The sequence below is a fragment of the Agromyces aerolatus genome (assembly GCF_031432255.1).
Taxonomy (GTDB): domain Bacteria; phylum Actinomycetota; class Actinomycetes; order Actinomycetales; family Microbacteriaceae; genus Agromyces.
Genome location: NZ_JAVKGQ010000020.1, coordinates 43,072 through 52,423, shown reverse-complemented (window position 1 = coordinate 52,423; position 9,352 = coordinate 43,072). Strand labels below are relative to the sequence as shown.

Below are 9,352 nucleotides of genomic sequence, written 5' to 3'. Positions count from 1 at the left end.
GTGCGGCGGCGTCGAGGTCACCGCCTCGGCCTGCTCCGCCAAGAACGCAGCGATCCGTGGATCGACCGTTCCGCTCGGCTGTCGGTTCGTCATGTTGGAGACCCTAGCCACCCCTTCGTAGCGATTTCTGCAATTTCAGAAACCTTGTTGCATAGAATTTACAAACACCGAACGCAGTTTCGCCACTTTCAGCGGAAAATTGGTACGCCGGTGAACGCCCGGTACCCACTACCGTTGGAGTACTTCGATGGAGGAGAGCTGTGCCGACACTTGACGACGTGGACCGCCGCATCATCACCGGACTGCAGTTCGAGGGCCGGCGCTCCTTCACCGCACTCGCCCAGGACCTCGGCATCAGCGTGAGCGCCGTGCGCTACCGGGTGCAGAAGCTCGAGCAGTCGGGCGTGCTGCAGGTCGTCGGCATCGCCGATCCGCTCAAGATCGGGTTCGACGTCATGGCGCTCATCGGCGCACGCATCCACGCTGGCCGAAGCGACGAGGTCGTGGAGGTGTTCACGAGCCTCCCCGAGACGAGCTACGTCGCCGAGACCGCCGGATCGTTCGACGCGTTCATCGAGGTCGTCTGCCGCGACACGGCCCACTTCCGCGACCTGCTCAAGCGCGTCAACCGCATCGACGGCGTCGCCTCGACCGACACGTTCTTCATCACCGAGATCCACAAGATGGCCTACGGCTGGGGCGTCGGCAACCGCGCCGACTTCCAGGCCGCTCCGTTGGCCGAAGAGGCCTAGCCGCGCCGACGAGGCCTATCGGCCCCGACGGCCCTCTCAGCGAGCCCGGTTCGGCTCCGACGCGGCCGATGCGGCTGGGCGCGGCTTGCGGTAGCCGAGCACGAGGGCGGATGCTCCGCCGAGGGCGAGCAGTGCGGCCCAGACGACGCCGGTCGGGTCCCACCCCGTCGACGGCAGGCGGCCCGAGCCGCCTCCCGCGGCCGGGGCCGGCGTGGTGAAGGTGGGCACGGCCGTGGTCGGCACGGGGGCGGTGGTCGTGGGCGGCGCGGTGGTCGGCTCGCTCGTCGTGGTCGTCGGCGGTGCCGAGGTGGTCGGCGGGGTCGTCGTCGGCTCCACGGTCGTGGTGGTCGGCCCGGGGCCGGGGCGTTCGATGCACGACAGCTCCGCGGCGAACGGGAATCCGTGCACCTCGCGGCGCTCCCACGGGGCCGGAAGCCGGCATGCCGTGGATGAACTCCGCGGCGATCACGTTGCCTTCGATGTTCTGCGTGATCTGCCAGTTCAGCAGTGCGTTCGGTGCGTACAGGGTGCCCTCGATCGAGTCGCCCCCCGTGACGGTCACCGTCGTCGCCTCCGGGAAGTTCCAGAGGACGTACGGCGCGTTCGCGCTCGAGAGGCCGGCGAGGTTCGGCGTCGTGCCGACGAACGTCTCACCCGTCACGTTGACCAGCAGGGGCGTGTCGGGTGAAGGCCCGCCCTCCGGGAACGAGATCTCGCCGAGTCGCGCGAGATCGTCGGCCGCGATCTCGAAGACGTTCGTCTGCCCGGGCACGAGCCGCAACGCACCCGAGCTCCCCTCGGGATAGGGCGGCGCGATGGGCTCGGCGGCCTGATCCGTGAGGTCGATCGTGGGCGTGCAGAGGGCCAGCTGCGCCGTCGTGTCGCGGTAGAGCCCGAACGCCCCGGAGATGTCGAGCAGCTCGGTGGGCACCGGCGTGGCGATCGACTCGGGGGTCTGCGGGATCGTGCCCTCGATGCGGGGCTGGCTCTCGTACGAGGCATCCGGCTCGAACACATGCCACGCGCCGGTCGCGCCGTTCTGGTCGACGGTCGCGGCGCCGTACGTGGTCGTGTCCGCGATCTTCGCGAAGCCGTTGTTCAGCACCCGCAGGATGAGCCCGTCGTCGTCGGGCCAGGTCACCCCTCCGCCGACGTACAGGTACACGGGCGACGTGTCGGGCGCCACCGTGATCGTCGCGGGCGGCACGGCGCCGGCCGCGATGTTGTAGGCGCTGTTGAAGGCGAGATCGCCGCCCAGCGCGATCGTGCCCTCGGCCTCGTCGGCGTTCAGCTGCACGTCGCCCTCGACGAACACCAGGAATCCGCTGTTCGCCGGATGCCCGTTCAGGTCCTGCGCGACCGGGTTGATCGGCCCGATCGGATCGCCGGGCGCCGCCAGCGCCTGGACCGACAGCAGCGCGCCCGCTCCCGTGAAGGCGAGCATGGCGACGCCCGTCGCCGTCCCCTTCCGGATGATGTCCCCCCGATTAGCCCCCATGCGGGCAAGCCTTACAGAACACGTCCGGCTTGCCAAGGGTTGCGGGTTGCGACGAGGCCGGCCGCGACGAGGCGCCGGCCGCGCGGGCCGGCGCCTCGCCGAGGCATCCGCTCAGCTCATTCCGCGCGGGGCGGAGTGATCCTGATCTGCGCCGTGGTGTTGTGCTTGCCCGCCTTCTTGACCTCGACCACGGTGCCGTAGCCCACGCCCGCATCGGCCGGGTTGCCAGTGCCGAGCGTCGTGAAGCCGAGGTCCGTCCCGTACAGGTCGGTCGCCGGCGTGCCGTCGGCGTTCACGATGCGCGTCGAATACGGCGCATTGCCGAGCGACGGGACCACGACCGAGCCGTCGACGTACCGGTAGAACAGGTCGCTGCCCGTCGCCTCGAGCAGGTCGGGGCGGTACTCGAAGCCCGGCACCCAGCCCTGATCGTCGGTGAACGTGCGCACCGGCTTCTGCGACTTCACCTTCGTGCAGAACTCGGTGTACGCGTCGTCGACGTAGCACTCGCGGAAGTCGTACGACTTCTGCAGACCGAAGGCCGCGTCCGACGACTGCGCCCGCGACGGCAGGTTCTTCAGCGCCGACGGATCGTTCGCCGCCGCGTCGCCCGTGCGGCGCAGCGGGTCGAAGTGGCTGTCGACGATGAGCAGGCCCCCCTTGGCGCCCGCGCTCGGCAGCGCGGTCAGGTTGTTGCGGACCATGTTCGCGTCGCCGTACGTCGTGTCCCGGTACCAGACGAGCGCGCCGGGCGCGTTATAGGCGATCTTGTCGACCTTCCACGCCGTGTCGCTGTACACCGTGTCGTAGGCGTACTTCAGGCCCTCGTCGAAGCCGTCGAAGTTGCGCCACTCGACCAGGTAGTACTGCGCCTTCGTCGACGTGCCGGTGTCGATGCGCCAGCCCGGGCCGGTCGTGTTCGCCCACGACGCGACCTCGTTGACCCAGCCGTTGTCGCCGCTCTCGACATCGTCGCTCCACGCCACGGTGCCGTCGCCGCCGATGAGCTCAAAGTCGTCCGCGAACCATCCGCGCTCCTGGAACGCCGCGTCGGTCGCGAGCCGCAGGCGAACGCCCACCGACTGCCCGGCGTACGCGGAAAGGTCGACGTACTGGTGCGCCCAGCCCTCGGTCGACCCGGTCAAGCCGTGCGTGCGCTGGAACCAGCCGCGCAGGTTGCCGTTCGGGTCGGGATAGTCCTCAGGTGTCGTCGCGGTCGAGCCGTCCTCGTTGAAGACCGGCACATCGGTCCAGGTCGTGCCGCCGTCGGTCGTGACCTCGACGAAGCCGAAGTCCCAGTCCTGCTCGATGACGTAGTCGTTCCACATCCAGAACTTGGCCCCCACTGGCACGGACTCGAGCGTGCGGCTCAGCCGGATGTCGCCGTAGTCCTGATCGGAGCCGGTGTACCACATGTTCTCGCCGCTGTGCGGCTCGGCGAGCGTGATCACCTTGTCGGGCAGATTGACGATGACGCCGTCCTCGGTGTCCTTCAGTGGCCGCGAGTTCTGGCTCACGGTCACGTCGAGCGGGGCGTCGCCGGGATTCACCTCGAGCGGATCGGCCCAGCCCAGCACCCACTTGTCCCAGAGGCCCATATGGGTCGGCATCGACTGGAAGATCGGCCCCGCGTGCGAGCCCGAGCTCATGAGATCCCAGAAGTCGATGTCGGAGTTCCCGGCCCCCGAGGTGTCGTACAGGTCGGGCAGGCCGAGGTCATGACCGTACTCGTGCGCGAACACGCCGACGCCCGAGTCCTCGGGCTGCACGATGTAGTTCGACAGCTTGAGGTCGGTGCCGGGGATGTCCGCACCGCCGGGGACGGCCGACGAGTGCGCCCAGATCGCGTACGTGCCCTGCGCGCCGCCGTTGCCGGACTTGTCCTCGCCCGCGTGCACGAGCACGACGTGATCGATCACGCCGTCGGGCTCGAAGAAGTCCCCGTCGCCGTCACGGTCGCCCTGGTCCTCGATGTCGTAGTCGGCCCAGGGGAAGTCGGGCTGCGCGGCCGCGAGCGCGGCCACCGCGTCGATCGGCAGCTGGCCGGGCCCGAGCGGGTTGTCGGGGTGGCCCTGCATGTCCTGCATGGGGCCCGCCTCGTAGACGCCCTCGTCGTTCAGGTGGCAGGTCGTGGCGCCGTAGTACGCCTCGGAGTGCGGCACCGTGATCCACGGCGTCGCCTCGCCGGTCACCGTGTAGGCGCCCTGCGACATCTCCTCGTACATGTTCTTCATGGTGTAGCCCGAGATGTCGATGCCCCGTCGGCCGTCGGGGCCGCGCAGGTCGGGCCGCACGCGCTCGGTGATGCCCTCCTCGGTGAAGAGCATCGTGTTGAAGTGCTCGGACGAGAAGTCCTCGACCCACATCGTGTTGTTGTCGGGACGCTCGGCCTCGGCGGGGTTCGGGATCTGATTGTGCAGCGGGCCGTTCTGCACATCGCCCGGCTTGCACTCGGTCGCGCCGAACTCGGTCGGCACGTACTCGCCCGTGAAGTCGTCGTTCGCCTCGGGGTTGAACTCGACGAGGATCGTGAGGAGCTTGGCCTCCTGGGTCTCGTCGGCCTGCTTGTATTCGGGCTTCTTCGGGCCCTTTCCGTGCCCGTGGCCGTGGCCGTGGCCGTGCCCGCGACCGCGTTCGCGCTTGAGCTCCTTCGGGCTCTTCCCGGTCTCGATCGACTGCGACTCGAGCTCGGCGAGGCCCTTCGCGGCGAGCGGATTTCCCTCGGCGTACTTCTGGTTGACCGCTTCAGCGGTCTCGAGTGCCGTCGCCTGGCGTGCGCTGCGCTGCGCATCCTCGGTGCCGACCGCGACATCGTCGACGAAGGCCTCTTGGGCCCGCGGCTCGACGTAGTTGATGTAGTACTCGTCGTCCGAGATCACTGGCGGCTGCGCCGGTGCAGCCGCCGCCGCGGTCACGCTGAAGGTCGTCAGACCTGCGGCCGCGAGTGCGATGATCGGGATCGACGCCAGCACGCGCCTGCCGGCGCGAGTGGGGTGTCCTGACATGGTTCTCCCTCCGAATCCGCCGGGTGGGCGGACATAGAGGGCATCCTGCTCCCTACCCCCCGTTCGGGGGAATACCCTTCTGGGGATTTCCTCGTCGAAACGGTGGATATGTGCGACGCTCGCAACGATCGTGCGTCTTCTGGTGGGGCGAACGGATGTCTCGGGCGTGCGCCCCGATACGCTGACCCCGACCCCGACCGTTCGAAAGGAATCCTCGATGCCGAGAACACTGCGCGCCGGAGCATCCGTCGCCGTCCTGATCGCCGCGGGCGCGCTCGCGCTCGCCGGATGCACGAGCTCGTCGGGCAGCCATGAGACCCACCCGGCCACCGCGAGCGCGGAGGTCGTCGCGCCGGTGATCGCGGATCTGAACGACATCGACGGAACGACCGTCGAGGTTGAGGTCGGCAACGTCATCGACCTCACGGGCGACGACGAGACCTACGCCGACTGGGGCGCGGAGATCGAGGACGAGAGCATCGTGTCGTTCACGCCCGGCCGCGACGACGGCAGCGCGCAGTTCAACCCGGGCCTCACCGCGCTCGCGGTGGGCGAGACCCAGGTCGCGCTCGACAACACGTCGACCGACCAGACCGTGACGTTCACGGTCAAGGTCGTCGACAACGGCTGATCCGACGCGGCGCGAGCGGGCCGGTCGAGCCCGCTCGCGCCGGCCCGTTCAGGGCCGGGTGAGCGCGTCACTGATGCGCGATCACACGCCTCGCGTGCGCCTCAGGGTCGAGGTAGCCGGCCCCGACCTGCACGTCCACCTTGCGGATGCCGCAACGTTCGAGCTCGCCCCACGGCGTCGCGTAGTCCTCCACGACGGGCGTGCCGAGGTCGATCCCGACGTCCATGGTCTCGTGACTTGAGAACAGGAAGGGCGTCGTGCGTTCGAGGGCCAGCTCGGCGACCTCGTCGCCGTCGACGAACATTCGCACGTGCGCGGCGCCTCCGAGCTCGGGACCGAGATACCTGGACTCGAACGACACGACGTGCGCGCCCGGGCGGAGTCGATCGGGGCCCATCGCGCGGCTCCGCTCGAGGTCGAATCGGTTGTAGCTGTACGCCGGACGCCCGTCGATCAGGTGGAACACCCAGCCACCGAAGCGCCCGCCCTGCGCGAGGAGCACGCCGTCCGGCCCATCCTCGAACACCTCGAGGTCGGCCCGCACCACGTGGTCGCGGTTCTTCACGTTCGGCGCGATCTCCTCGCCGAGTCGGCGGGTCGACGCGTGGAACGTGAACGCACTGCGGCCGCCGAGCAACTCCCGCCGCCCCGCGAGGTCGGGACTGTAGCGCTCGGTCGCTCGGTCGTCCATCGGGAACACCTTGTTGCGCACGGCCTCGGCGAAGAAGAGCTTCGTCAGGTACGCGACCTTCTCCGGATGCTCCGCGGCGATGTTCCTCGATTGGGTCCAGTCGTTCCGCAGGTCGTAGAGCTCCCACTCCTCCTCGTCGAACGGCACGAGTGTGGTGCCGACCTGCTCCCATGGCGTGCGGTGCTTGATCGACGCGATCCAGCCGTCGTCGTAGATGGCGCGGTTGCCGAGTGCCTCGAAGTACTGGGTCGTACGCCGCGACGGGGCATCCTGCGCACCGAAGGCGTATGCCATGCTGACGCCGTCCATCGCCTCCTGCTGGACGCCGTTCACCGACCTCGGCGCCGGCAGGCCGGCGAGCTCGAGGATCGTCGGAGCGATGTCGATGACGTGGTGCCACTGATCCCGAACCTCGCCTCGAGCCGCGATGCCCTTGGGCCAGTGGGCGATGAGCCCGTCGCGAGTGCCGCCGAAATGCGAGGCGATCTGCTTCGTCCACTGGTACGGCGTGCTCATCGCGACGGCCCAGCCACTCGGGTGCAGCGGGTAGGACAGCGGCCCGCCGAGCTCGTCGAGGTGCTCGGCGAGGAAGGACGGCGAGTCCTCGATGCCGCTGTAGGAGCGCTCGACGTTGAGGGTGCCGTGAAGGCCGCCCTCCGCGGACGCCCCGTTGTCACCGAGGAGGTAGAGCACGAGCGTGTCGTCCAGCCGCCCGAGCGCCTCGAGCGCATCGACGACCCGGCCGATCTGGGCGTCGACGTGCGCAGCGACGGCCGCGTACGTCTCCATGAACGCCGTGCTCGCGCGCTGCTCCTCCTCGGAGAGGGACTCCCACTCGACGATCCCCGGCGGCTTGGGTGCGAGCTCGGCGTCGTCCGGGATGACGCCGATGGCCTTCTGCCGTTCGAGCGTGATCTCGCGCTGGCGATCCCACCCGTGGTCGAACCGGCCGCGCTGCGCCTCCTGCCACTCGCGCCCGACGTGGAGCGGTCCGTGGCACGCCGCCATCGGGAGATACATGAAGAAGGGCTTCTCGGGCGTGAGCACGCTCAGATCGGTGAGCCAGTCGATCGCGCGATCGGCGAGGTCCTCGCTGAGGTGATACTCGCCCTCGGCGTGCCTCGCAGGTTCGACGGGGGTCGTCCCGTCGAAGAGGAGAGGATCCCAGTGGTTCATCTCGGGTCCGATGAAGCCGTAGAACCGCTCGAATCCTTCGCCGGTCGGCCAGCGGTCGAACGGCCCGGCGGTGCTGACCTCCCACTGGGGCGTCTGATGCATCTTGCCGAACGCGCCAGTGCTGTAGCCGTTCTCGACCAGGATCTGTGCGATCGTCGCGGCCGTCGTCGGGCGGATCGAGGTGTACCCCGGGGCCGAGGTGCCGAGCTCGGTCGTCGCGCCCATGCCGACGGCGTGGCTGTTCCTCCCGGTCAGCAACGACTGTCGTGTCGGCGAACAGATGGCGTTCACGTGGAAGCGAGAGAATCGCAGGCCGCCGTTCGCGAGCCGCTCGGCCGTCGGCATCTCGCACGGCCCACCGAACGCGCTCGAGCTGCCGAAGCCCATGTCGTCGAGAACCACGAGCACGATGTTGGGTGCTCCCTCGGGTGGTTCGACTGCGAGGGGGGTGGTGAACGGCCACTCGCCTTCGTTCGCGTCGAACAGGTGCCGCGGGTTGGCATCCACGCGATGGATCGGCAGGGCGTCCCGGTTCGGACCGGTCATCACTCGCACGCGCCTTCGTCGACCGCGATCGCGAAGCTCGGGTCGAAGAGGTTCTCCACGTCCTCGACGGTGGGCGCGTACGGGATGCGGTCCTGGCTGGCGAGCCAGTCGCCGATCGCGGCGATGTCGGCGGCGTACTTCGAGGGCGAAGTGCCGTCGCCGAGGTCGTCGGCGTTCGCCTGGCTCGGCTCGAGCACGCTCGCGGAGGGCATCGCCGCGGCGATGCCCTCTGCGGGCTGCCCGAGCTGCTCGCCGATGGCCTCGTACGCCGCGTCGGGGTCCTCGAGGAACCGCTCGGCGCTCGCGGCGACGCTGCACACGACGGCCTGCACGTTCTCGGGATACTGCTCGACGTAGTCTGCGCCGAACACCACGAGCCCGCGGTCGCTGTCCTCGGCGATCGACGTGCCGCCGCTCTCGACCATCTGCGAGCTGAACGGCTCCCACACGAAGGCACCGTCGATCTGGCCGGTCGACAGCGCCGCCGGCATCGAGGGCGGCGGGAGATCGACCTTCTTGACCGTCGCCGGGTCGACGCCGTGCTCTTCGAGGTACTTGTCGAGCACGTACTCGAGGATCGAGCCGGGCACGATGGCGATGTTCTTGCCGACGAGATCCTCGGCCGAGGTGATGTCGGGGGACACGACGAGGTCGTAGGTCGCGCCGCTCGTCATCCACACGATCTTGAGCGGGATCTCGCTCGTCTCGCCGACCATGAGCGGCGTCGCGCTGAGGTCGACGATGCCCGCCATATCGCCGCGCTTCACGAGCGGGAGGGCCGCGGGCCCCGAGTCGATGACGGTCATCTCCATCGGCAGGTCGTCGAAGAGTCCCCACGCGAGGCCGGCCTGCAAGACGGTCGGCGCCGTGAAGATCCCGAGGGTGGCGGTGCTCGGCTCGGGCTCCGCCGAGGAGCCGCCCTCCGCGGCTCCCGAGGCGCACGCGGTGAGCATGACCGCGCTCGCGAGACCGAGCGCGGCAAGAGGTGTGGCCTTTCGCATGGGTATTCCTTTCAGCTGGCGTTGATGATCGGAACTGCTGGGCGGCCGTGCG

General features: G+C 69.0%; 6 protein-coding genes. 2 read left to right on the top strand and 4 right to left on the bottom strand.

Going from position 1 to position 9,352, the window contains the following annotated elements; all coding sequences use genetic code 11:
• Positions 1-278 precede the first annotated feature (278 nt).
• Entirely contained in the window at positions 279-752 is a 474-nt protein-coding gene (locus tag RH864_RS17670) for an Lrp/AsnC family transcriptional regulator (protein ID WP_310518899.1), read from the top strand.
• On the opposite strand, the gene RH864_RS17665 is transcribed toward RH864_RS17670, so the two are convergent.
• The gene (locus tag RH864_RS17665; protein ID WP_310518898.1) at positions 667-2,250 is read right to left on the bottom strand and encodes a collagen-binding domain-containing protein; all 1,584 of its coding nucleotides are present in this window, start codon (positions 2,248-2,250) and stop codon (positions 667-669) included. The two genes, RH864_RS17670 and RH864_RS17665, sit on opposite strands and share 86 nt — an antisense overlap.
• A 116-nt stretch (positions 2,251-2,366) precedes the next feature.
• Positions 2,367-5,255 (bottom strand): immune inhibitor A domain-containing protein, encoded by a 2,889-nt coding sequence (locus tag RH864_RS17660; RefSeq protein ID WP_310518897.1) that lies wholly within the window; start codon positions 5,253-5,255, stop codon positions 2,367-2,369.
• A 217-nt stretch (positions 5,256-5,472) separates the two neighbouring features.
• Here RH864_RS17660 and RH864_RS17655 point away from each other — a divergent pair, with 217 nt between their 5' ends.
• On the top strand, positions 5,473-5,886 hold the full coding sequence (locus RH864_RS17655) for a hypothetical protein (protein ID WP_310518896.1): 414 nt from the start codon (positions 5,473-5,475) through the stop codon (positions 5,884-5,886).
• Positions 5,887-5,953: 67 nt separating this feature from the next.
• On the opposite strand, the gene RH864_RS17650 is transcribed toward RH864_RS17655, so the two are convergent.
• Together RH864_RS17650 and RH864_RS17645 are read right to left on the bottom strand one after the other, a co-directional pair.
• Positions 5,954-8,299 carry an arylsulfatase gene (locus tag RH864_RS17650; protein WP_310518895.1) on the bottom strand — a complete coding sequence of 782 codons (2,346 nt, stop codon included), beginning with the start codon at positions 8,297-8,299 and terminating at the stop codon, positions 5,954-5,956.
• Positions 8,299-9,300, bottom strand: coding sequence for an ABC transporter substrate-binding protein (locus tag RH864_RS17645; protein ID WP_310518894.1), 1,002 nt, complete (start codon positions 9,298-9,300; stop codon positions 8,299-8,301). The genes RH864_RS17650 and RH864_RS17645 overlap by 1 nt, the downstream gene beginning before the upstream one ends.
• Positions 9,301-9,352 lie beyond the last annotated feature (52 nt).

Excerpts from the sequence above, each read along its gene's own strand:
- RH864_RS17665 (WP_310518898.1), bottom strand. The coding sequence starts at position 2,250 with ATGGGGGCTAATCGGGGGGACATCATCCGGAAGGGGACGGCGACGGGC.
- RH864_RS17660 (WP_310518897.1), bottom strand. The coding sequence starts at position 5,255 with ATGTCAGGACACCCCACTCGCGCCGGCAGGCGCGTGCTGGCGTCGATC.
- RH864_RS17645 (WP_310518894.1), bottom strand. The coding sequence starts at position 9,300 with ATGCGAAAGGCCACACCTCTTGCCGCGCTCGGTCTCGCGAGCGCGGTC.
- RH864_RS17655 (WP_310518896.1), top strand. The coding sequence starts at position 5,473 with ATGCCGAGAACACTGCGCGCCGGAGCATCCGTCGCCGTCCTGATCGCC.
- RH864_RS17650 (WP_310518895.1), bottom strand. The coding sequence starts at position 8,299 with ATGACCGGTCCGAACCGGGACGCCCTGCCGATCCATCGCGTGGATGCC.